Annotated in this window: 24 protein-coding genes and 1 other annotated feature; of the genes, 16 read left to right on the plus strand and 8 right to left on the minus strand. The window is 38.2% G+C overall.

Annotated elements, in window-relative coordinates:
- Positions 1–55 precede the first annotated feature (55 nt).
- The 3 genes from IGI50_RS07565 (at position 56) to pheT (ending at position 4280) form a co-directional block, all read left to right on the plus strand.
- Positions 56–400, plus strand: a complete 345-nt coding sequence (locus IGI50_RS07565; protein ID WP_010744753.1) for a winged helix-turn-helix transcriptional regulator — start codon at positions 56–58, stop codon at positions 398–400.
- 47 nt (positions 401–447) lie between these two features.
- Positions 448–652 (plus strand) — a binding site (T-box leader).
- A gap of 160 nt (positions 653–812) precedes the next feature.
- On the plus strand, positions 813–1856 hold the full coding sequence (gene pheS, locus IGI50_RS07570) for a phenylalanine--tRNA ligase subunit alpha (RefSeq protein WP_010744754.1): 1044 nt from the start codon (positions 813–815) through the stop codon (positions 1854–1856).
- Between the two features lie 6 nt (positions 1857–1862).
- Complete coding sequence (gene pheT, locus IGI50_RS07575; RefSeq protein ID WP_438776636.1) at positions 1863–4280, plus strand: phenylalanine--tRNA ligase subunit beta; 2418 nt, start codon at positions 1863–1865, stop codon at positions 4278–4280.
- A gap of 143 nt (positions 4281–4423) precedes the next feature.
- On the opposite strand, the gene IGI50_RS07580 is transcribed toward pheT, so the two are convergent.
- The 5 genes from IGI50_RS07580 to IGI50_RS07600 all read right to left on the minus strand — a co-directional run bounded on the left by IGI50_RS07580 (position 4424) and on the right by IGI50_RS07600 (position 9376).
- Positions 4424–4777, minus strand: coding sequence for a DUF1667 domain-containing protein (locus IGI50_RS07580; protein WP_218257270.1), 354 nt, complete (start codon positions 4775–4777; stop codon positions 4424–4426).
- Positions 4774–6036: an NAD(P)/FAD-dependent oxidoreductase gene (locus IGI50_RS07585; protein ID WP_438776637.1), complete on the minus strand. Its 1263-nt coding sequence runs from the start codon at positions 6034–6036 to the stop codon at positions 4774–4776. The genes IGI50_RS07580 and IGI50_RS07585 overlap by 4 nt, the downstream gene beginning before the upstream one ends.
- 1 nt (position 6037) lies before the next feature.
- A complete protein-coding gene (locus tag IGI50_RS07590; protein ID WP_438776638.1) occupies positions 6038–7486 on the minus strand; it encodes an NAD(P)/FAD-dependent oxidoreductase in 1449 nt (482 codons plus the stop codon).
- A 176-nt stretch (positions 7487–7662) separates the two neighbouring features.
- Entirely contained in the window at positions 7663–8232 is a 570-nt protein-coding gene (locus IGI50_RS07595) for a glycerol-3-phosphate responsive antiterminator (RefSeq protein WP_438776639.1), read from the minus strand.
- A gap of 169 nt (positions 8233–8401) precedes the next feature.
- The gene (locus IGI50_RS07600) at positions 8402–9376 is read right to left on the minus strand and encodes a polyprenyl synthetase family protein (RefSeq protein ID WP_218257273.1); all 975 of its coding nucleotides are present in this window, start codon (positions 9374–9376) and stop codon (positions 8402–8404) included.
- 181 nt (positions 9377–9557) lie between these two features.
- Here IGI50_RS07600 and IGI50_RS07605 point away from each other — a divergent pair, with 181 nt between their 5' ends.
- Positions 9558–10460, plus strand: a complete 903-nt coding sequence (locus tag IGI50_RS07605) for a prenyltransferase (protein WP_218257274.1) — start codon at positions 9558–9560, stop codon at positions 10458–10460.
- Positions 10461–10474: 14 nt separating this feature from the next.
- Positions 10475–11683 (plus strand): NAD(P)/FAD-dependent oxidoreductase, encoded by a 1209-nt coding sequence (locus IGI50_RS07610; RefSeq protein WP_218257275.1) that lies wholly within the window; start codon positions 10475–10477, stop codon positions 11681–11683.
- 70 nt (positions 11684–11753) lie between these two features.
- On the opposite strand, the gene trpS is transcribed toward IGI50_RS07610, so the two are convergent.
- Positions 11754–12764 (minus strand): tryptophan--tRNA ligase, encoded by a 1011-nt coding sequence (gene trpS, locus IGI50_RS07615; protein ID WP_311854814.1) that lies wholly within the window; start codon positions 12762–12764, stop codon positions 11754–11756.
- 261 nt (positions 12765–13025) lie between these two features.
- On the opposite strand from trpS, the gene IGI50_RS07620 reads away from it, so the two are divergent.
- The 4 genes from IGI50_RS07620 to IGI50_RS07635 are packed head-to-tail and all read left to right on the plus strand — an operon-like array spanning position 13026 to position 15922.
- A complete protein-coding gene (locus tag IGI50_RS07620) occupies positions 13026–13763 on the plus strand; it encodes an amino acid ABC transporter ATP-binding protein (protein ID WP_010744764.1) in 738 nt (245 codons plus the stop codon).
- Positions 13764–13774: 11 nt separating this feature from the next.
- Entirely contained in the window at positions 13775–14608 is an 834-nt protein-coding gene (locus tag IGI50_RS07625) for a transporter substrate-binding domain-containing protein (protein WP_438776640.1), read from the plus strand.
- Positions 14608–15252 (plus strand): amino acid ABC transporter permease, encoded by a 645-nt coding sequence (locus IGI50_RS07630; protein WP_438776641.1) that lies wholly within the window; start codon positions 14608–14610, stop codon positions 15250–15252. The genes IGI50_RS07625 and IGI50_RS07630 overlap by 1 nt, the downstream gene beginning before the upstream one ends.
- A 19-nt stretch (positions 15253–15271) precedes the next feature.
- Positions 15272–15922: an amino acid ABC transporter permease gene (locus IGI50_RS07635; protein ID WP_010744767.1), complete on the plus strand. Its 651-nt coding sequence runs from the start codon at positions 15272–15274 to the stop codon at positions 15920–15922.
- Positions 15923–16032: 110 nt separating this feature from the next.
- Here IGI50_RS07635 and IGI50_RS07640 read toward each other — a convergent pair whose 3' ends face one another.
- Positions 16033–16263, minus strand: coding sequence for a hypothetical protein (locus IGI50_RS07640; protein ID WP_438776642.1), 231 nt, complete (start codon positions 16261–16263; stop codon positions 16033–16035).
- A gap of 143 nt (positions 16264–16406) precedes the next feature.
- Between IGI50_RS07640 and racE the strand changes: the two genes are divergently transcribed.
- From racE to IGI50_RS07670, 6 genes are all read left to right on the plus strand, one after another.
- Positions 16407–17228, plus strand: coding sequence for a glutamate racemase (racE, locus tag IGI50_RS07645; RefSeq protein WP_278758400.1), 822 nt, complete (start codon positions 16407–16409; stop codon positions 17226–17228).
- Position 17229: 1 nt separating this feature from the next.
- Positions 17230–18567: a ribonuclease PH gene (gene rph / locus IGI50_RS07650; RefSeq protein ID WP_438776643.1), complete on the plus strand. Its 1338-nt coding sequence runs from the start codon at positions 17230–17232 to the stop codon at positions 18565–18567.
- On the plus strand, positions 18564–19076 hold the full coding sequence (locus IGI50_RS07655) for a metallophosphoesterase (protein ID WP_218257280.1): 513 nt from the start codon (positions 18564–18566) through the stop codon (positions 19074–19076). Before rph ends, IGI50_RS07655 begins: the two co-directional genes overlap by 4 nt.
- A gap of 91 nt (positions 19077–19167) precedes the next feature.
- Positions 19168–19650, plus strand: a complete 483-nt coding sequence (gene cbpB, locus IGI50_RS07660) for a cyclic-di-AMP-binding protein CbpB (protein WP_438776644.1) — start codon at positions 19168–19170, stop codon at positions 19648–19650.
- A 172-nt stretch (positions 19651–19822) separates the two neighbouring features.
- Positions 19823–20092 (plus strand): 30S ribosomal protein S14, encoded by a 270-nt coding sequence (gene rpsN, locus IGI50_RS07665; RefSeq protein ID WP_218257282.1) that lies wholly within the window; start codon positions 19823–19825, stop codon positions 20090–20092.
- 89 nt (positions 20093–20181) lie between these two features.
- On the plus strand, positions 20182–20772 hold the full coding sequence (locus tag IGI50_RS07670) for a DJ-1/PfpI family protein (protein WP_438776645.1): 591 nt from the start codon (positions 20182–20184) through the stop codon (positions 20770–20772).
- 38 nt (positions 20773–20810) lie between these two features.
- Here IGI50_RS07670 and IGI50_RS07675 read toward each other — a convergent pair whose 3' ends face one another.
- On the minus strand, positions 20811–21725 hold the full coding sequence (locus IGI50_RS07675; RefSeq protein ID WP_311854817.1) for a mechanosensitive ion channel family protein: 915 nt from the start codon (positions 21723–21725) through the stop codon (positions 20811–20813).
- Positions 21726–21879: 154 nt separating this feature from the next.
- Here IGI50_RS07675 and IGI50_RS07680 point away from each other — a divergent pair, with 154 nt between their 5' ends.
- Positions 21880–22893 (plus strand): branched-chain amino acid aminotransferase, encoded by a 1014-nt coding sequence (locus tag IGI50_RS07680; protein WP_218257285.1) that lies wholly within the window; start codon positions 21880–21882, stop codon positions 22891–22893.
- Positions 22894–22979: the final 86 nt, after the last annotated feature.

Raw genomic sequence — 22979 nt, forward strand, 5'->3', positions numbered from 1 at the left:
TTATACTTATAAAAGGTAAGTGATGTGCTATACTCTCTCTATCGAGGTGAGAATTATGGAACAAGTAGAAGTAATGGACTTTTCACTTTGCCCCAAATTTGAGAAAGGTTTCCAAATTTTAGGTAAAAAATGGAATGGTTTAATTATTGATGTATTGTTAGAAGGTGGACCTCAAAGATTCGTTGATATTGCTGCGCTGATTCCAGATGTTAGTGATCGAGTATTAACTGAACGCTTAAAAGAATTAGAAGCAGAAGGCATCGTTGGTCGCGTAATTGCTTGCGGAAGCCAAAAACGGATGGATTATTGTCTAACGAAAAAAGGCGAGGCATTGAAAAACGTAATGAACGAAATACATCAATGGGGCGATACTTGGATTACAGATGAAGAATGTAGTTGATAATTTTTTAGATTTCTTGTAGTATTGTGATAGTCAATTGAATAGTTGAAAAAGCGTTGATGGAAAAGAGTAATCTTTTTAGATCTTACAAGGGAATGTCTGTCGTTGACTGGAAGCAGACTAAGAAAAGAAAAGATGAAGTTCACTTCTGGAGCTTGTCGAAAGACCGGCATAGCCGTTAAAAAGTGAGAGCGTCAATGTGCTATAATCTATTGACGAATTAGGATGGTATCGCGAGACCTCGTTCCTTTGTGGAACGAGGTCTTTTTTGTATTTTTAACTGATACTTATTGAGAGTTTACAACTCTCCGATTGATACAAATTTATTATTTATTAAGTGTATTAAAAAAATTGGTAGACCTTCATTTTGAAGCTTCTATCTTTTTTAAGCAATAGGGAAAGGAAGAAAACAATGAGTTTACAAGAGCAGTTAGAAGCATTAAAAAGTCAGACGTTAGCCAAAATTGACGCAGCTGATGAACTTTCTACAGTTGAAGCTATTCGTGTAGAAACCCTTGGAAAAAAAGGACCAATTACTGAAGTGTTAAGAGGGATGAGGGATCTTTCAGCAGAAGAGCGACCAAAAGTAGGAGCATTTGCGAACGAAATTCGCGATCTTTTGGCGCAAGCCGTGGAGGAACGTAAGGCGGCCTTAACAGAACTAGCACTAGAAAAGAAATTAGCCGCTGAATCTTTAGACGTAACATTACCTGGAAAACAACCGGCTCATGGAACACGCCATGTTTTGACGCAAATCATGGAAGAAATAGAAGATACATTTGTCGGTATGGGCTATCAAATTGTCGAAGGGACAGAAATCGAATCCGATCATTACAATTTTGAACGAATGAATCTACCTAAGGATCATCCTGCACGAGACATGCAAGATACTTTTTATATTTCTGATGATGTACTTCTGCGTACGCATACCTCACCGGTTCAAGCACGTACAATGGAAAAACATGATTTTTCTAAAGGGGCACTTCGGATGATTTCACCTGGGAAGGTATTTCGTCGTGATACGGATGATGCGACACATAGTCATCAATTCCATCAAATCGAAGGTTTGGTCGTTGATAAAGGAATTACGATGGGAGATTTAAAGGGAACATTAGAAGTATTATTGAAGGAATTATTTGGAGCAGATCGTAGTATTCGTTTGCGTCCAAGCTATTTTCCATTCACTGAACCATCAGTCGAAGTAGATGTAAGCTGCTTTAAGTGTGGTGGTAAAGGGTGTAACGTCTGCAAGTATACTGGCTGGATCGAAATTCTGGGCGCTGGAATGGTTCATCCTAATGTATTGGAAATGTCAGGGATCGACTCCAAAGAGTATTCAGGTTTTGCTTTTGGATTGGGTCCAGACAGAATTGCGATGTTGCGCTATGGAGTAAATGATATTCGAAATTTCTATTTAAACGATGTTCGTTTCTTGGAACAGTTCAAGGGGGAGTAAGTAGCAATGTTAGTTTCATATAAATGGTTAAATGAATACGTCGATGTGAAAGATGTCGCACCAAAAGAATTAGCGGATCGTCTTTCCTTAACTGGAATTGAAGTTGAAGGGCTAGAATCACCAGAAGATGGGTTGAAAAAAATCGTAGTGGGGGATGTAAAAGAATGTATTCCGCATCCTGATTCCGATCATTTGTCAATTTGTCAGGTTGATGTCGGGGCTGAGGAGCTGTCTCAAATTGTCTGTGGGGCACCCAATATTAAAGCGGGAATCAAAGTTATTGTTGCACTGCCTGGTTCGCGGATTGCTGGAAATGTGAAAATCAAAAAAGGGAAAATGCGTGGGCAAGTATCTAATGGCATGATTTGTTCATTGCAAGAGCTTGGCTATAGCGACTCAGTCATTCCTAAAGAATATGCTGAAGGCATTTATTACTTGCCACAAAACGCGATTGCAGGAGAACCTGTTTTTCCATATTTAGAAATGGATGATACGATTATTGATTTATCTATTACACCAAATCGCGCGGATGCGCTAAGTATTCGTGGTGTGGCACATGAAGTGGCTGCAATCTATAATAAGGAAGTAAATTTCCCGGCTGTAGAATTACGAGAAGCAGAAGAAAAGGCTAGTGACAAAATAAAGGTGTCTGTCACCGACAAGAAAGATGCTCCTCACTACGAAATTCGTATTATTGAAGATGTTAAAATTGGACCAAGTCCACAATGGCTGCAAAATCGATTGATGAATGAAGGGATTCGTCCAATCAGTAATGTCGTAGATGTAACAAACTATATTTTATTATTGTTTGGTCAACCTTTACATGCCTTCGATTATGATAGATTAGGCAGCAACGAAATTATGGTTCGTCGGGCAAAAGAAAATGAACCCTTCACTACACTTGATAGCGTTGAACGGACATTGAATCCAGAAAATATTGTTATTACGAATGGTGAGATCCCAGTTGCTCTCGCTGGTGTAATGGGGGGGCTGGATTCAGAAATTTCTGATGAAACAACAACAGTCGCGTTGGAAATGGCAATGTTTGATCATACATTGGTTCGTCGCACTTCACAAAGTTATAATTTACGAAGCGAATCATCCATGCGTTTTGAAAAAGGAATCAATCAAGGGGATATCAGTTTAGCAGGTGAAGTAGCTGCCGCGATGATTGCTGAATTAGCGGATGGAAAAGTTTTGGCAGGGACAGTAAAAGGAAGCGAAGTACATCCTCAAAATGTTGAAGTTAGTACAACACTTGAAAATGTCAATCGTTTCTTAGGAACGGATCTGACTCAAGAACAAGTAAATGATATTTTTAAAGCGCTTGGTTTTTCTTCCCAAGAAACGAATGGTGTAACGACTGTCAGTGTGCCGCCTCGCCGTTGGGATATTACGATCGAAGCAGATTTAATGGAAGAAATCGCACGAATTTATGGTTACAATAATTTACCTTCGACATTGCCAGAAGGTCAAACAGTCGCAGGCTTTTTAACTGAATCACAAAAATCCGTAAGAAAAGTTCGAAACCTTTTAGAAGGTGCTGGATTATCCGAAGCCATTAGCTATGCCTTAACAACGGAAGCAAAAGCGCAACAATTTCTGTTAAATGAAAGTAAAGTGACTCGTGTTGCTTGGCCAATGAGTGAGGAGCGCTCAACCATGAGATTAAATCTAATCAGTGGTTTACTAGAGGACTTATCTTATAACACGGCTCGTAAGAATAATGATGTTGCCTTTTATGAAATTGGTCATGTTTTTTATCAAAATCACGATCCTAAAAAGGATTTACCAATTGAACAAAATCATGTAGCCATCGCAGTAACGGGAAATGTAGTAGATAAATCTTGGGCCGCAAAACCCGAAGCCTGTGATTACTACACAGTCAAAGGAATGGTCGAATCATTGATTGAGGGATTAGGCTTAACTAATGTGATTTCATACAAAGCTATTCAAATGAATGAAATGCATCCAGGACAGACAGCTGGAATCTATTTGAATGAAGAGTTGATTGGATTTGTTGGTCAAGTTCATCCAAAAATTGCTGCTAACTATGAACTGAAATCAGCCTATGTCGCCGAAATGAACTTAGAAGCGTTGATTGGACTAGAAAAATCACCATTGGTCTATGAAGCTGTATCAAAATATCCAGCAGTCAGTCGTGATATCGCGATGTTGGTCAGTGAATCTAGTTCTAACTCAGATATCAGCGAAGTAATTACAGCCGCAGCGGGCAAGTTCTTGACGAAATTGAACGTTTTCGACGTATATCAAGGTGCGAATATTGAACCTGGTAAAAAATCCATGGCTTATAATTTGACTTTCGTAAATCCTGAAGCAACATTGACAGATGAAGAAATCAATCGCATTATGGCGAAGGTCACTAAGAATTTAGAAGATAAGCTTCAAGCGGTTATTCGTTAAAAAGAATGAATAGCGTTAAAAATGAATAAGATAAAAAGAGGGGCTGTGTAAAGTACGCTAATGACAATACACGGTCCCTTTTTTTATTTTACCTATCAGAAATTAAGTTTAATTCCATTGAAGGAATAACTATCGCTTAGTGACTAACTCGCCTGAATATTACTTGTTGCAACCACATCGATACCAGTGTTTAAAAGATTTTCGATTGCAATATCACCGATTTTTACAGGTGCCTTTAATTCCACATTATTTATTTCTTTCATCGCTTCCAGTACTGCTTTTTTAGGAATTCCATCTGCTGTTTTTACTGAGCAAAGGGGACTATTTCCGCCATTTACAGTTACAGTAGAGGTGACCACACGCACGGGATTCGTGGCTTCAGCCTTTCCATACTTGACTCCTTTATTGCAACTATGACCTGTCACTTTGTAATCGTTGGACTCATCAACTGTTAAATGGCAGCCTTTTGGACACATAATGCAAATGAATTGTTTCATCCTTTTGACACCTCCTCAACGCAAACTTCTATTTCGCCGTTGGTAACTTTAGCTAACACTTTTTTTGATAGTTTTATTTTTTCCATCTCTCCTGGTACAATATAGCTCTTTTTCTGTTTAGCCAAAACTTCACCTTGAGACTTAATCAGTATTTGACTTTCGTCAAATACTTTATTGACCCGGAAAAATAGCTCCGTTCTGCGATCAATATTTTCATCACGAATCTTCTGCGGAACAACATATGTGACGTGAGTCCCATTTTTTATAGTAAGACATTTTGTCAGTTCTTTTTCTTGCTCTAAAATATAGGAAGCAGCAGAACTTCCTGCTTTTATACTTTCAGCTGTGACAAAATCAACTAAATCGTGAACATGAACTACATTTCCACAGGCGAAGATACCGGGAGTCGATGTTTCCATATTTTCATAAACAAAGGGACCGCTCGTTCTGGAATCTAAATGTAGCTTTGCATCGCGACTAAGCTCGTTTTCAGGAATCAGACCAACAGAAAGTAAAATTGTATCGCAATCAACTATTTGTTCTGTACCTGGAACAGGCTGGCGTTGTTCATCAACCTCAGAGACTACTACTTGCTCTACTCTATTTTTTCCGCGAATTTCAGTAATCGTATGTGAAAGGAGAAGAGGGATGTCATAATCGTCTAAGCATTGAACAATATTTCTGGTTAATCCACCGGAATAGGGCATTACCTCAATACATGCTAATACTTCTGCGCCTTCAAGAGTCATTCGACGCGCCATGATAAGGCCGATATCACCAGAACCTAAAATGATTACTTTTTTTCCAACTAGGTATCCTTCCATATTGACATATCGTTGTGCAGTACCTGCGGTAAATACACCAGCGGGGCGACTGCCAGCAATACCTATCGCTCCGCGAGTACGCTCACGACATCCCATAGCTAACACGATCGACTTAGCTCTCAAAATTTGATACCCTTGTTCTTTATTCACAATATGAACTTCTTTATCTTCAGTGACTTCTAAAACCATTGTATCTAGCAATACATCAATATCTGTAGACTGAACTTTATCTATAAAGCGTGCCGCGTATTCAGGCCCCGTCAATTCTTCTTTAAAATAGTGCAAACCGAAGCCGTTATGAATACATTGATTTAAAATACCACCAAGCTTTTGATCACGTTCAATTATTAAAATATCGTTGACGCCATTTTCATAAGCCGCAACAGCAGCAGCTAATCCTGCAGGACCGCCACCAATTACAATCAAGTCATGCATATTAACGACCTCCTTTCGTTGTACCGACTAAAATATTACTTCCTTCACGATCTTGTAAAATATCTAGTGGAGTTTTGTGTAGCTCTTCAGCCAAGATTTCAACAACGCGAGGTCCGCAAAAACCTCCTTGGCACCGTCCCATTCCCGCATTGCACCGTCTTTTTATGCCGTCAAGAGAGACTGGAGGAATAGGTGAATTTGCAGCAGCTCTAATTTCTCCTTCAGTAATGCTTTCACAGCGGCAAATTATTCTTCCATAAGAATTGTTACTTGAAATTACTTTATTTTTTTCTTCGAGGCTCAATTCATTAAAGACAATTTTTTCTCGTGAATCAATATAATGCTCCTTTTTTGGAAACCGCTTGTTAGCTGACTGTTCTAAAAGTTCAATACCATACACTGCAATTGCTGGAGCAGAGGTTAATCCAGGTGATTTGATGCCAGCAAGATCAATAAAGCCAGGAGCTGCCGTTTGAAGAATAAAATCTCCAGCACTATTATTTGCCCGCACCCCAGAAAAATTTCGAATAGATTGTCGCAAATTAAGATCAGGAAGAGATTTTCTTGCTAAATCAGCCACTGTTTTTAAGCCAGAAAGCGTATTTCCAGTATCTCTACCGCTATCTAGATCACTTTTCGCAACTGCTTCTGAATTTGGACCGACTACTAAGTTTCCATGAACAGTTGGACTAATCAATACTCCTTTTCCGATACTAGAAGGGCATTGGAAAATGACATGATTAACGGCGGTTCCTTCAGACTTATCTAGCAAATAGTATTCTCCACGTTTTGGTGTAATTTCAAAACTAGGTTCAGCAATCAAGTTGTGTATTTCATCTGAGTGGACACCTGCAGCATTGAATACGTAGCGTGTTTGATAAGAACCGTTGTTGGTGATCACTTTATAGCCGTCCTCTGTTTTCTTTATATCATATACTCGACTATTTAAAGCAAGCTCTACATCATTTCTTACAGCGGTTTCTGCTAGTGCAATACAAAACTCCCAAGGATTGACGATTGCTGCAGTAGGGGCATAGAGAGCACCAAGACTCTCACGAGAAAGATTTGGTTCCATCTGGTGCAAAGCCTTTTTATCGAGAAGTTCTAAATCCTTTACACCATTTTTTACGCCCCGATCGTAAAGCTCACGGATCAATTCAAGTTCATCAGGAGAAAAAGCAACGACCAACGAACCAATTTGGTTGTAATGAACAGAAAGCTTTTTACATAGTTCCTTTGCACGTTCTGCACCTTCAACATTCAATCTTGCCATGAGACTTCCTGGTTCCGGATCAAAGCCCGCATGCAAAATCGCACTATTCGCTCTTGTGGCTCCTAAACTAACATCATTTTCCGCTTCTAGAACAAGTGTTTTTAGCTTGTACTTGCTTAGTTCGTAGGCAGTTGCAGCACCGACAATACCGCAACCGATTACAATTACATCATACATAGATTTTTCCTCCTATTAATTGAGCTACTTGTTACAAATTCTCATTTGAAAGACGACAAAAAAGAGTACAGTTAATAAACGCCAATGTCTGTTGACGTTTATCGCTATACTCTTTTTATCTCTAGCCACTATTTAATTACCTGTATTATAACACCTTCGGGAATATTCAACAATCGTTAAATCGACCAAATCGAACTTTCTGTCGTTGACACAGCCAAACTTCCTGCGCCTAAAGCGCCCATAATATCCTCTTTATCACGAATTAGTCCGCCAACGATTACTGGTTTTTTTGAGTGAGCAACTATTTCCTTAATAATTTTTGGTGAGACATTCGGGAGTACCTCAACTAAATCTGCTTCTGTGAATTTTAATTGACGATTAACATTTGCCAAAGCAGAAGAATCTAGAAGAAAGAACCGCTGAATAGCTAACATCCCATGTTTTTTTGCGTGACGAATGAAGGCAGGTTTTGTGGAAATAATGCCATCAAAAGAAGTAGATTGTTTAATGTAATCAACCGCTTTCTCATCAGAAGACAGACCCTTAACCAAATCTGCATGTAAAATGGCTGCTTTCCCGCTGTCCTTTATTTTTTTCGATAGTTCTGACAGCTCCATCAGGTGGGATTGAAGGATGAAAATGACTTCACTTTCAGAATTTATGGCAGCCTCCAATTCCTCTGGATTTTTTGCTGCGGCAATGACAGGAGACAGCTCCAGTTTTTGATAAAGTTCGTGCGTATTCATTCATCACTACTCCTTATGCGTATTCATTCCCTATTTTACCATGTAAAAAATGGAAGAAAAAGCATTGTTTAGAATGATTGAATGCAAAAGAAAATAAAAAAGAATCCAAGCATACAAACGGAGGACAGTGTTCATACGTTTGGAAACTATAATATAAAGAGCCTTCTAATTAATAAGAACGTTCCAACAATTGTGTGGCAACTTTCTTTAAAATCTCTTTATTGTCGCCATCAGGGAGTTCTTGAATTTCATTTAAAGCTTTATTCGTCAATTTTCTTGCAAACTTCAATGCACCAGTTATTCCATCAAAATTATCGACATAAAAGGCTAATTGGATCAATTCTTTTTGCGATAGGTTTTCTGGTTGTTCTAAGTATGGACGGACAACCTTTGGGCAGTTATCTCTTGCAATGAGCAAAGGCAATGTAAAAATCCCTTGTTGTACATCTGTAAGTATCGGTTTTTGCTCATCACCAAGCTCCAAAGAAAAGTTTAAAATATCATCGTAGACTTGAAAAGCCAATCCAATCGCAGAACCTATTCGTTTTGCACGAGCTTGCAATTTTTTATCTGCTCCACCAAAGTAGGCACCTTCCTGACAACTAAGTCGGATTAATTCAGCTGTTTTTCCATTAATATTTCGTAAATAATCGTTAATTGATTGATCCGGATTAAACGTACAAGTCATTTGTGTTAGTTCTCCCTGAAGCACTTTTTTCATTGCTTGAGCGTTTTTCAATAAAAAAGGGGTCTCACTCATACATTCAGCAAGCAACTCAAAATAACTAGTATACATAAAATCCCCGGTGTAAACTGCGACGTCTTTGCCAAAACGAGATTGAACAGAGGGCATCCCTCGACGAGTTGGTGAATCATCTATAATATCATCATGGATGAGTGTTGCAGAATGCAGCAATTCGAGTGAAGCTGCGACTTTTATTAATTGTTCCTGTTGTTTTTTCTCTCCAAAATCGGCAAAAAGAAAAAAGAGTGCCGGACGAATCATTTTTCCTCCTGTAGAAGAAAATTTAGTAATGGCCTCTTCAATCGATTTATTATTAATAACAAGTCTTTGCGAGATCAATTTCTTAACTTGAATTAGATTTTCCTGTATTTTTGGGTATTCATTCCAGTAGTCCAACATAGGTGCTCCTTCTTACAACGTTTTCATTTCCATTTTATCCTATGAGTACCAGAAAAACTACTAGAATGCTTAATTAGCGTTTCGTGAGAGAAAACACATGAAGGACAAGCAAATCCTTTGAACAAAAAGTATAAAAATAGCATAATGAATATGAAAAAGAAATTTAAGAAAGTTGGGTGAGATGAATTTAACCGTTTTCTTGGAACTCGTGGAATTTAAAGCGAAAACTGCGAGCATCCTGCCTTTTTTTATTGGGATTTGTTTTAGCCTGTATAATTTTCACAAACTTCATTTAGGTCTAGTCCTATTATATTTTGTCGCAATGGTCATTTTCAACATGGCTGTTGATATTTTGGACAACTATAATGACTATCACCATGCGACGGAAATTCATGACTATCGAGAAAAAACCAATATCATTGGGAGAGAGGGCTTAGATTTAAAACTAGTTTTCCGAATGATGATGGGAATGATCATTGTCTCTGCATTGATCGGTATCGGTATGTCTTTTATAGTCGGGTGGCCTTTTTTAGTGATGGGGTTATTTTGTTATGGTGTAGGAATTTTTTATTCATCTGGTCCCAAGCCACTATCTAGTCTTCCTTTAGGTGAAGTTTTTTCAGGATTAACAATGGGGTTTATGATTACTATTTTGTGTGTCTATTTGAATACGTATGAGGTATTTCAATGGAATTTCGCGAATTTGAGCGAGATCTTTCTTATTTCACTGCCAAATACACTATGGATCGCAAATCTTATGCTGGCAAACAATATTTGTGACGTAGAAGAAGACGAAAAGAACAATCGCTTTACATTGGTTCACTATCTAGGAAAGCCACAAGCCATTCATTTATTTGTAGGAATGAATATAGCTGCTTTTTTGGCGATTCTACTTTCTGTGAGCGTCAAGATTGCCCCATGGTCAATGCTGGGGACATTTTTAGTTGCACCGTTTATCTATAAGCAGGTACGTATATTTACAAAAAAGCAAGTTAAACGTGAAACGTTCATTTGCGCTGTACGTATTTTAGCGGTAGGTGCTACTGCACAAGTTATTAGTTTTGCATTGACGTTTTTATTTTAAAGGAGGAAATAGAAATGAAAGAAATAGTCATTTTAGGCGCGGGCTACGCAGGATTGCGAGCATTGCATGTGTTACAAAAATCAGGAGCAGATATTCATATTAGCTTAGTGGATCGGAATGATTATCATTATGAATCAACTAGTTTGCATGAAGTAGCAGCTGGTACGCAGCCTGATGAAAAAATTTGCTATGCAATAAAAGACGTAGTAAATCCTAAAAAAACCACCTTTATTAAAGACACAGTTGAAAAAATTGATGCCGATGAAAAGAAGGTTTACTTAGAAAATCAAACACTGGCTTATGATTACTTAATTGTAGCCCTAGGATTTCAATCTGAATCTTTCGGTATCCCTGGTGTAAAAGAAAACTCTCTTGAGATGGTGGACGTAAAAACAGCGGATCAAGTTCATAAACACATTATTGAACAAATGAAGCAATATAAAGAAACGAAGAATGAAGAATATCTACGAATAGTCGTTTGTGGAGCAGGTTTTACAGGAATTGAATTAGTCGGAGCATTGGTTGAAGGCAGCAAGTCTTTTGCGGACATTGCTGGCGTAAAACCTGAAGATATACAAATTTATTGTGTAGAAGCAGTAGACAAAATTTTACCAATGTTCAGCGAAAAATTAGGGCAGTATTGTCTTGATCATCTGAATAAGTGGGATGTTAAATTACTAACAGGTAAACCAATTAAAAAAGTTGAACCGGGTGCAGTGATTTATCAAAATTCTAAAGAAGATGAAAATGACTTAGTCGCACTTAAAGCGAAAACGATTATTTGGACTACAGGAGTTAGTGGAAGTCAAGTAATTGGTGATTCAGGCTTTGAGGAACGTCGTGGCCGTGTGATGGTAAAACCCAATTTAACTGACCCAAATCATGATGACGTTTATTTGTTAGGTGATGTTTCTGCTGTAATGGATCCATCAAGCAATCGACCTTACCCAACAACTGCACAGATTGCGTTAAAGATGGGGTCATATGCTGGGAAAGATATTTTAAATCAAATGAAGGGACAACCAAGCAAGCCGTTCTCATTTAAGTCACTTGGTTCTGTAGCCTCCATTGGGAATACTCATGCATTTGGTGTTGTAGGAAAAACAGAAGTGACGGCTTACCCTGCCTCATTTATTAAAAAGGCTATCATGGATCGTTCGCTGTTTGAGACAGGCGGCGTAAAAGAGGTCATGGCGAAGGGTCGATTCGATTTTTATCATTAAGCCGAATAAAAACACTCGCGATTTCGCGAGTGTTTTTCTATTTATAACTAGCCTCTAAAAATTGATCTGACTAATTGAAATAATTAATCCCCATCGCTTGCTTAACTTCTGTCAAGGTATCTGCAGCGACAGCTTGCGCTTTTTCGCTGCCTTCTTTTAACATTTGCATAATCGCATCTGGATTTTTTGCATATTCTTCTCGACGAGCACGAATTGGACCAAACTCAGCCTCAAGCACTTCGATCAAGTAACGTTTAATTTTCACGTCTCCAAGACCACCGCGACGATAATGTTCTTTTAATTCAGCGATTTTTTCTTTGTCTGTACCAAAAACATCTAAGTAGGTGAATACCATATTGCCTTCAACCTGACCTGGATCTTCCACATGGATGTGATTTGGATCCGTGTACATACTCATGACTTTTTTTGCTAAAACATCAGCAGAATCAGCCAAATAGATACCATTTCCAAGAGATTTACTCATTTTACCATTTCCGTCAATGCCAGGTAGTCTACCTTGTCCTTTTTCTGGAAAGACTCCTTTAGGTTCAACAAGAACTTCTCCATACGTATGATTAAAGCTTTGAACAATTTCTTGTGTTTGTTCAAGCATCGGCTTTTGGTCTTCTCCCACGGGGACAAGGTTTGCTTTGAAAGCAGTGATGTCGGAAGCTTGAGAAACAGGATAGATGAAGAAACCAGTAGGAACACTTTCACCAAATTTCTTTTGTTCGATTTCAGATTTCACTGTCGGGTTCCGTCGAACACGACCGACACTTACTAAATTTAAATAGTACATTGTTAATTCAGCTAATTCAGGGATTTGAGACTGGATGAATAAGGTTGAACGTTTAGGATCTAATCCAACCGCTAAATAATCCAGTGCGACTTGCAAAACATTCGTGGAAACTTTTTCTGGATTTTTGGCATTGTCTGTCAAAGCCTGCATATCAGCTATCATGATAAATAATTTATTTTCAGGGTCCTCTTGCATTAGAACACGATTTTTTAGTGATCCAACGTAATGTCCCAGATGTAATTGTCCTGTTGGGCGATCACCAGTCAAAATGATATTTTTCATTAACTCACCTTTTCGTAAAAAATTCTTTCAATAGTCTCTTCAAATACTACCTTTTTTTTCTAAACATGACAACTCTAATCATCATTTTTATCAAAAGTACAAACGGTTTACGTGTGATAAAATGTAACATAGAAATAGTAGGAATCGTAAAAAAAGTTTTTGACGTTGAGTTTTTTTCTTTACAAAGTAAAAAAACTTAGCTTATAATTAAACTTACGTTGGAAAAATTAGAAAACGCTAAGGAAAATGAGGTGGTATGACATGCCAATGGTTGAATTTAAGCATGTAGAAAAATATTATGGAAAGTTTCATGCCTTGAAAAATATTAACTTAACCTTTGAAAAAGGGGAAGTTGTCGTAGTAATCGGGCCATCTGGTTCGGGGAAAAGTACCATGTTACGCTGTATCAATGGTCTTGAAGACATAACTTCTGGAGAGTTGCTTGTAAATGACAAAAATTTACATAGTAAGGAAGTCAAGTTAAAGGATATCCGAAAAAATATCGGAATGGTCTTCCAACATTTTAATCTTTATCCAAATAAAACTGCGTTAGAAAATATTACGTTAGCACCTATCAAGGTTTTAAAGCAGTCTACAGAAGAAGCGACAAGAACTGCTGAAAAATTATTAGATCGAGTGGACATGCTGGATAAGAAAGATTCTTATCCGTCTATGTTATCTGGAGGACAGCAACAACGGATCGCCATCGCCCGAGGATTAGCGATGAATCCTGACTTGCTGCTTTTTGATGAGCCGACCTCTGCACTCGATCCAGAAATGATTGGCGACGTTTTGAATGTAATGAAGAAGATCGCTCGCGATGGCATGTCAATGATTGTAGTAACACACGAAATGGGATTTGCGAAAGAGGTGGCAGATCGGATCATTTTCATGGCCGATGGCGAGGTATTGGAAGATACAAGAGACGTCAAAGGTTTCTTTGAAAAACCGCAAGAAGAACGCGCACAGCAATTTGTCAGCAAAGTAATCAATCACTAGGAGGGCGGCTTATGTCGAAGATAAAAAAATTAGTCTCCTTTTTATTTCTTCCGATGCTGCTTGTGATAGTGCTGTCAGGATGTAAAGGAGAGAGTGTCGCAAACGAGAATATTGCAACACGAATTCAAAAGGAACCAACCATCACATGGGGTGTGAAATATGACACTCGTCTATTTGGAATGATGGATATAAAAACGCGTAAAGTCGAAGGATTTGACATTGACATTGCTAAGGCCATTACTAAAGAAATTCTTGGTAAGGATGGGAAAGCAGAATTCGTTGAAGTTACTTCGAAAACGCGAATTCCATTATTAAAAAACGGAAATATTGATGCGATTATCGCTACAATGACAATCACGGAGGATCGAAAAAAGGAAGTTGATTTCTCCGATATTTACTTTGACGCAGGACAATCTTTATTAGTTAAGAAAGGTAGTCATATCAAAGATATTAAAGATTTGACTGCTGATGACACGGTACTGGCCGTTAAAGGATCAACCTCTACGATCAATATCCGTAAACATGCTCCTGAGGCTAAGATTCTTGAACTGGAAAACTATGCTGAAGCATTTACAGCTTTACAATCTGGCCAAGGACAAGCGATGACAACGGATAATGCCATTTTACTTGGTATGGCCTCAGAGAATGATAATTACCAATTGACTGGTGGTACGTTCACTAATGAGCCTTATGGGATTGCTATTAATAAAGGACAAGATGATTTCTTGAAGGAAGTTAATACTGCCTTGCACAAGATGCATGAAAACGGTACTTATAATAAAATTTTTGAAAAATGGTTCCCTGAGGATGCAGATGGACGGGCGAAGAAGGGGGCACAGTTCTAATGGCACAATTATTCCAAACTTTTTCAGCTGATTTCGTCAGCGGCTTTAAATTCACGATCTATGCGAGTTTACTCGCTTTAGTCTTTAGTTTAATCATTGGAACACTAATGGCGATCCTGCAACTGTCTCACAATCGGATCATTCGCAGCTTAGCAAAGGCCTACGTGGCTTTTTTCCGAAACATTCCTCTACTGATCATCGTAATGTTCTTTTACGTTGTGGCACCGATGTATTTCTATAGTTTTGATGGTTTTCAGGCGGGAACTATCGGGCTGACGATATACACGTCTGCATTTATTGCGGAAACCGTTCGTTCTGGAATCCAGACTGTTCCGAAAGGACAAATGGAAGCAGGCTTATCTTCGGGATTTTCTTACACAGAAACGATGCGCTTTATCGTTTTGCCACAAGCATTTAAAATTGTTGTACCACCTTTAGGAAATCAATTCATCAACTTGATTAAAAACTCCTCTATTTTAGCGATGGTTGCAGGTTTAGATTTAATGTATCAAGGGGATTTGATTGCGAGTACAACATTCAATACCTTCGACACTTACATTATTGTCGGATTATTTTACTTAATTTTAACGTTGCCGCTGTCTTATCTGATGAACTATTTAGATAAGCATTGGTCGAATGCCTAGAGAGGAAGGGGAATAAAATATGAGTGATGCTTTTTCATGGATTAATTTGCGTTTCCTTTTAGACGGGCTGTGGGTAACGATCCAAGTTTCTGTTGTTTCAATCATTTTCAGCATGATTCTAGGAGGAATCGCTGGGACCGTTCGTTACAGTGATATTCCTATTCTTTCAAAAGCCTTAGGAATAGTTGTGGATATTATTCGAAACTTGCCTTTGCTGCTGATTATATTTTTCACTTATTTTGCATTGCCGCAGATCGGTATTAAACTGAATATTTTCTGGGCAGCCGTTGCAGCTTTGACAATTTTCGAATCGGCGATGTTATCTGAAATTTTTCGTGCAGGGCTTAATGCTGTGCCTAGCGGTCAGACAGAAGCGGGGATGTCTTCTGGTTTGACATATGTGCAAACTTTGACGATGATTGTCATGCCGCAAGCATTTAAATCAATGTTGCCAGCAATTTTAAGTCAATTGATTTCTTTAATCAAAGATACATCACTAGCGGTTATTATTTCATTACCGGAATTGACTCATAATGCAAAAATCATTTATGGACAAAATACGAATTACGTTATTCCAATGTTTATTGCCATGACAGCAATGTATTTTGTTGTTTGTTACTTATTGTCTCTTCTTTCTAACTTTTTAGAGGCAAGTAAATACAATTATTAATTTAGAAATGCCAAAAAGCGAAGATCTGTCTAAACAGTGATCTTCGCTTTTTATCGTTCTGATAAATTAAGTCAATCTTCACAATCATTGGTTTGCTTGGTGAATGAAACTTATTCCTTCTCTTTTTCTGTTTCTTGCTCAGTTTCCTTCATCGCTGGATCTTCATAGACAGCACCGGCTTGAGTTTTTCCAAGCTTTTCCAAGATACCGGGTTCATGCTCATCTGACGCATCATTTTTTCTTTTCTCAGTATTATTTTCGGTTGCTTTAATCGCCGGATCTTGATTACGATCCCCAGCAGAAACTTTACCCAAGTTTTCCATAAGTTCTTTTTTATCCATTTTTATCCCCGCCTCTCTTATATATAAGTTTAGCACCGATTGTTAGTCATTCAAAAGAAAACGCTTTTTGCCAAGTAGGTTCTAGGGCTTGAAATATTTCGTCAAAAAGTGGAAAATAAGGTGATACTTTGAACTAGATTGGGATGAGCGTTTTGTCAAATGAAAGACCGATTGGCTTCATTGATTCTGGCGTTGGTGGTTTGACTGTAGTCAAAGAAGCAATGCGCCAGTTGCCAAATGAAGAAATTTTATATCTTGGAGATACGGCACGTTGTCCGTATGGTCCTCGACCAGCTGAGCAAGTCATTGAATTTACCTGGCAGATGACTCGTTTTTTATTGAAAAAAAATATAAAAATGCTAGTAATCGCTTGTAATACAGCGACGGCAGTAGCTTTGGAAGAAATTAAAAGAACCGTAGATATTCCCGTAATCGGTGTTATACAGCCAGGATCTCGCGCAGCGTTAAAGGCAAGCGAAAATGGGCGCGTGGGAATTATCGGAACCATCGGAACAGTAAAAAGTGGTTCTTATAAACACGAACTACAGGAAAAAGCTCCTGATACTTATGTTTCTAGTTTAGCATGCCCAAAATTTGTACCGATTGTTGAAAGTAATCAATTTAATAGCTCGGTAGCGAAAAAAATTGTTTCTCAAACATTAACTCCTTTGAAAAAGGAAAAGTTGGATACTTTGATTCTAGGGTGTACCCATTATCCATTGTTACGTCCAATCATTCAAAATGTAATCGGGCAGAACGTAACGTTGATTGATTCAGGTGCAGAAACTGTTAATGATGTGAGTACATTATTGGACTATTTCAATTTAAATAACTATGAACAGTCTGAAACGAAAACACGGAAATTTTATACGACAGGTTCTCCAAAAATGTTTAAGGATATTGCAGGGGAATGGTTAAATATTACGAATTTAGATGTGACTCATATAAATCTTGGAGGAGAATAATTTGCGACATGATGGAAGAACGGTTCAGCAATTGCGACCGATAAAAATTGAAACAAGCGTTTTTAAGCATCCAGAGGGGTCCGTTGTTATTTCATTCGGGGACACAAAAGTGATCTGTTCAGCAACCCTAGAAGAATCTGTGCCACCATTTTTAAGAGGGAGCGAGACTGGATGGGTAACAGCAGAGTACAGCATGCTGCCTAGAGCAACTAATACTCGAAATCGACGTGAAAGTGCCAAAGGGAAACTATCTGGGCGAACAATGGAAATCCAACGTCTCATTGGTCGATCTCTACGGGCAGTGATCGATTTGGAAAAATTGGGTGAACGAAGCATAATTGTAGATTGCGACGTTATTCAGGCAGATGGTGGAACTAGAACAGCCAGTATCACTGGTGGATTTGTCGCCTTACGTTTGGCGATCAACAAGTTGTTAGCTAGTGGTGAGTTAACAGAAGATCCAATTAAGGAACATTTAGCAGCAATTAGCGTTGGAATACTACCTGACGGAACAGTCGTGACAGATTTAGATTATCAAGAAGATTCTTCAGCAGCTGTTGATATGAATTTAGTCATGACGGAATCTGGACGCTTTGTAGAAATACAAGGTACCGGGGAAGAGGCGACATTTGATGACGACGAACTGAATGCCTTGATTTTACATGGAAAAACGGGTATTGAGGATTTGATTGCTTATCAAAAAGAAGCACTATTTTCTGAAGTTAAAACAGAAGAGAAGACTATCGTTATCGCCACTCGCAATCCAGGAAAAGCCAAGGAATTTTCAGCCTTGTTCGCAAAAGAGGGGTATCAAACAAAAACACTTTTAGATTACCCAGAATTACCAGATGTTGAAGAAACAGGGAAAACATTTGAAGAAAATGCACGGTTAAAAGCAGAAACGATTGCCCATCTATTACAGCAGCCTGTTCTGGCCGATGATTCTGGTTTGGTTGTTGATGCATTAAATGGGATGCCTGGAATTTTTTCTGCTCGATTTGCTGGAGAACAAAAAAGTGACGCGGCTAACAATGCTAAATTATTGCATGAGTTAACGGATGTATCAGATGACAAAAGAACTGCCCATTTCCACTGCACGCTGGTTTTTGCTGCTCCCCAAAAGGAGAGTTTAGTAGTTGAAGCTAATTGGAATGGACGTATTGGTCGAATCCCCCAAGGAGACTATGGTTTTGGTTACGATCCATTATTTATTGTGCCGGAATATGGAAAGACTTCTGCGGAATTATCAAGTGAAGAAAAAAATGAGATGAGTCATCGCGGAATGGCGGTCAAACAGCTGGAAAAAGTTTGGAAAGATTGGTTGGAGGAAAATAAATGAAGTATTTAGTTGTCAGCGATAATCACGGAGATCGTAATATTTTAGTGGAAATTGTCAATCGCTATGTTGGAATGGTTGATCAGATGTTTCATTGTGGTGATTCGGAATTAAAAGCTAATGATGAATTGTGGCAGCATTTTACTGTTGTTACGGGGAATTGCGATTATGATCCTGCATATAAGAAAGAACAAATCCTTTCTATCGGCGATGACGTTATCTATATGACCCATGGTCATTTATCAAATGTACGTTTTGGATTAACCACGCTTGCGTTGCAAGCGCAGGAAGCTGGAGCAAATATCGCTTTGTTTGGTCATATTCATCAAGCTGTAGCTGAGCTTGATAATCATATATTATTTTTAAATCCTGGTAGTATTTCTCAACCGCGTGGCCCTATACAAATTCCTAGCTACGCGATTATTGATAGTGAGAAAGACGGTTATTCTATACAATTTTATAATCGCGCGCATCAACCGATAGAGGAGTTAGCGGCTAATTTTGAACGTTAGTTCCTAATTTTTATTAAATATTTGGGTAAACAACGCTTTCTTTTTATCGATAAGGTAAAATAAAGTGAAGATATTAGAACGGAGGCGCCATATGATTAGTCCCGCGATTGAACAATTAATGAGAGAACACGAGGAAACCATGATGATTCCCGCGGAGAATGTTGCTAATGTAATGAAGGAACATCCTTTAGAACATGCACTATTACTGTTGTCACAAGCTGGTTATTCAACTATTCCGGTTTTAGACAAAGAGGATCATTTTGTTGGTTTATTGAGTTTGAATGATATTGTAAAAAAAATGTTGGGAATCGATGGTATTGATACATCCAATTTAGAAGAATTAACGGTAGCTGATGTGATGAAAACAGACGTTTCTGTGATGAGACCAGACGCTGAGTTAGAAGACATTTTACATCTTTTAGTAGATTCATCTTTTCTCCCTGTTTTAGACCAAGAGGGTGTCTTTTGTGGGATTGTTACTCGCAGAGAGATATTAAAGGCAGTGAATTATACATTTCATTCGTTTGAACGAAAAAATCCGGAAGCTAAGATTATTATTCATGCAAATTCATAAAGCGACAGGACCTGTAAAAAGGTCCTTTTTTTATTCGAATTATAGTAAGATCTAACTAGATAAAGATAGTTTTATTGACAAAAATTGTTAAGCGTGGTAATTTATCATAGTGTTTAAACAGTAATGATTACGATTAAGTTCAATGGATATAGTAAATAAAAAGGAGAAAGCAATGGCAAAAAAATCTAAAGTTGTTAAAATGCAGAAGCAACAAGCACTGATAGAACAATATGCAGAACAACGCATGGCTTTAAAGGCGGCAGGTGATTACGAAGGATTAGCAAAGTTACCTCGAGATTCTAACCCTAATCGATTAAAGCGTCGCGATTTGATTGATGGACGACCAAGAGGGTATATGCGTAAATTTGGTATGTCTCGAATCAAATTCCGAGAACTGGCTCATAAAGGACAAATCCCTGGTGTAAAAAAAGCTAGTTGGTAAAAAAGAAATAAACTAATAAAATCTCAGAGATTTCCCTTTCCGATTTTGTTAAACTGAAGATACTAAACAAAGCGGAAGGGAGAGATAGTATGAAAACAGCATTATTTGTTTTGCTAGATCAATATGCCGATTGGGAAGGTGCCTATTTACTGAGTCTACTTAACCAGCGTGAGGATTGGCAAATAAAAACGGCTTCGAATTTACCAAAAGTAGAGTCAATTGGCGGTTTGCAAACAGTAATTGATTTGAATTTTTCAAAAATCGATCAAGTTTATGATCTTTTAGTATTGATTGGCGGCAACTCTTGGAACATTCATAGCAAAGAGCTTTATCAAATCATTCAAAATCAAATGACACGCGGATTACCTGTTGCTGCAATCTGCGGGGCAGTTGATTATTTGGCCCAGCATGGTTTTCTTGAGGGGTACAAGCACACTGGAAATGCACGTTTCCTATGGCATGATTTTCCTAACTATCAAACTCCAGACAATTTTTATGAAAGACAAGCTGTTAGCGATCGTAACCTGGTCACAGCAAATGGAACAGCTTCGTTAGAGTTCACAGAATATGCACTTCAATTGACCGGCGATAGTCTGATTCAAGCAAAAAAAGAAGTTGATTTATACCGTTTGGGTTATTATGGCTATCGTGACAAATATGGAAACCCAGTTACTCAATAAAAACATCGACCTATGAAGTTAATCATGGGTCGATGTTTTTATTTTCCTATTGTTATTGGATTATTTGGAATCGTAAAACCATTCTGATTTAGAACTTTTACATAGGTGGTCAAAAATTCCTCTTGAAGCTTATATTGTTTTCCATTTGTGACATAAAGAATCGTACGGATGGCGTAGTTGCTATTGCCTAAATCAACCATACCAAAGAGTGTGGGTCCATCAAAGATCTCGTCTTTAAAATCTTCCGCAAGTTTTTGATTGGCTTTATCAATCAATTGACTGATTTTATCGTATCCTTCATCTGGTTGAATACGAACATCCACTTTTACTTGCATATGAGCACGAGAAAGATTACTAATGGTAGTGATATTTCGATTAGGAACAAAGTGCACAGTTCCGTCAGCCGCTTTCATTTGCAGCATTCGTATACCAACAGAGGTCACAGTTCCTTCTATATTAAGGTTCACCAAGCGAATATAATCTCCGACATCGATTTGCTGCTCCATAATTATGAAAAAACCAGTAATAATGTCGTTGGTGAAGCCTTGAGCACCTAAACCAATAGCGATGCCGGCAATTCCAGCTCCCGCTAATAATGAGCCCACCGGAATACCTAATGTATCTAAGATAGAATAGAGAAAGAAGAAAAATAATGTATAGGAGAAAACATTAAGTGTCAAAGTATGGATGGTTTCGATCCTAGTTACATTGTCTGCGATTTTTTTCTTTTGTCGATCAAAGGATCGATTGATCAAAAAATTACCGATTTTTCGAATCAAGTAAAACAGAATAAGAACCGCTAAAATCGTCAGTCCTTTTTGAATCAAAATAGAAAATACGCGATCCCAATCAATTGCCTGCCAATATTTTTGCCATGCGGACAATTGCTCCGTTGCTTGATCAACAACATTTGTATTGCTAGAGTCGATTGTTTGTGTTGTAAATAAAAACATAAGCCACCTCAATAAAGTAATAAAAATAGTGTAACAATCTTTCTCTATTCTGTCGACTAAGGAAAAAATCATAATTTCCTCCCAATTGAAAAAACTCATGACAACGATCAGAGAAAGTGATAGACTAACATTTAAATAAGAAGGGGATGATAGAATGGTGAATATAAAATGGGAAGAATTGGGGTTTGATTATATCAAAACACCTTTCCGCTATATTTCTCGTTGGAAAAATGGTCAATGGGATGAGGGCGTATTAACTGAGGATAATACGATCACCATTAATGAAGGATCGACATGTCTCCATTACGGACAAGAATGTTTTGAAGGATTAAAGGCTTATCGGCGCAAAGATGGAAAAATCAATTTGTTCCGTCCAGACGAAAATTCAAAGCGGTTGAATAAGAGCGCGGAGCGTCTGCAAATGCCCGCTGTTCCAGAAGATAAATTCATCGATGCAGTTAAGCAGGTTGTACGCGCCAATGAAGAATACGTTCCTCCATATGGAACTGGTGCAACATTGTATCTTCGTCCATATTTGATTGGAGTAGGCCCAAATATTGGAATCGTCCCAGCTCCAGAGTATTTATTTGGGGTATTTTGTATGCCAGTAGGACCTTACTTTAAAGGTGGACTGACACCAAGTAACTTTATTGTATCGGAATATGATCGTGCGGCACCATTTGGTACAGGGGCGGCTAAAGTCGGCGGCAATTATGCGGCAAGTCTACTACCTGGTCAAATCGCTCATGATCGCAATTTTTCTGACTGTATTTATCTTGATCCTGCAACGCACACTAAGATAGAAGAAGTCGGATCGGCGAACTTTTTTGGAATTACTCGTGATAATGAATTTATTACACCAAAATCACCATCAATCTTACCAAGTATTACCAAATATTCGTTGTTACATTTAGCTAAGGAACGTTTTGGATTAGAGGCTATCGAAGGAGACGTTCGTTTAGATGAATTGGACAAATTTACTGAAGCAGGTGCCTGTGGTACTGCTGCAATAATCGCACCAATAGCCGGAATTCAAAATGGCGATGATTTCCATGTTTTCTATAGCGAGACGGAAACGGGACCTGTGACGAAGAAATTGTATGACGAACTTGTTGGTATTCAGTTTGGTGATGTAGAAGCACCAGAAGGGTGGATTTTCGAAGTTTAGTTTTCTGAAGGAGAAAGAATGAGTATTGTTTGGGTTGTTTTAGGGGTGTTGTTTTTCCTATTTTTTAATCTATGGTATTGTCTGGC

The sequence above is a fragment of the Enterococcus sp. DIV0170 genome, assembly GCF_051710765.1.
GTDB lineage: Bacteria > Bacillota > Bacilli > Lactobacillales > Enterococcaceae > Enterococcus_A > Enterococcus_A raffinosus.